Here is a 1054-nt window from a genome sequence, read left to right as displayed (position 1 = left end):
TGTTGTTTGCAGCCGGATCTGCCTTTGTTTATCGGGGATCGCAACCGTCTACAGCAGGTGCTGAACAATCTGTTGAGCAACGCGGTGAAGTTTACCGACAGCGGCAAGATCGTGATTCGTATCAGCGGCGCTGACAATGCGAATGGGCGGTTCAATGTACGGATACAGATCTCGGACTCGGGTATTGGCATCCCTAAAGCCTCGCAGGCCAAACTGTTTGAACCGTTTATTCAGGCTGACAATTCGACGGCCCGGCGTTTTGGTGGCACGGGGCTGGGGCTGTCGATTTGCCGCAAACTGGTTGAGTTGATGGGTGGAAAAATCGAACTGGTCAGCGAGTTGGGTCTGGGCAGCAGCTTTACCTTGCTGCTCGAATTACCGACTGCCGGGAAGCCGCCATCGATCAATCTTGCGGGACGACCTACCGTCCATGTGCTCGCTGGCGTCAACGAGCAGCGTGAAGCGTTGCTGGCGTTGGTCAAGTATGCAGGCGGCCAAGCGCACCCCCTGGCGGACACGTTACCCCCAGCAACGTCCAACGACTTGCTGCTGGTGGCAAGGCCATACCGGCCAGAAACGACATTTGGTAATAAATTTGCAGGTGTTGTATGGCTGGACCCGCAAGGTGCCTCAATACCGGAGTGGCGCGAGGATGGCTGGCATGTCAGCAGTCTGTGCCAGCAGGGAATTGTGCAAGCGTTGCAATTGGCCGACGGTAACGAGTCAGACGGGCTTGGTAGATCAGCTGTTTTCGTACCCCCGGCGCTCAAGACGTTGCACGTGTTGGCCGTTGAAGATCATCCCATCAACCAATTGGTGCTGACCGAACAACTGCAGCAATTGGGCTGTCAGGTAACGATGGCCTCGGATGGCAGCGAAGCCTTGCAGCGCTGGCAACGTGGTGAATCATTCGATGTGGTCTTAACTGACGTGAACATGCCAGAGCTGGATGGTTACCAGTTGACCCGGCGACTCCGCGCAGAGGGCGTCAAAGTGCCTATTGTCGGGGTAACGGCCAATGCCCAGGCAGATGAAGGAGAGCGCTGTTTGCAGG

General features: G+C 56.5%; 1 protein-coding gene. It reads left to right on the top strand.

What is annotated here, in order from left to right; translation table 11 throughout:
- Window positions 1-1054 (top strand): ATP-binding protein (locus J2X66_RS30155; protein ID WP_310272386.1); only part of this gene is annotated, 1054 nt, incomplete at both ends.

It is taken from the genome of Pseudomonas sp. 3296, assembly GCF_031456615.1.
GTDB lineage: Bacteria > Pseudomonadota > Gammaproteobacteria > Pseudomonadales > Pseudomonadaceae > Aquipseudomonas > Aquipseudomonas mucoides.
The sequence above is the reverse complement of the archived record's forward strand: the minus strand, read 5'-3'. Positions and strand labels throughout refer to the sequence as shown.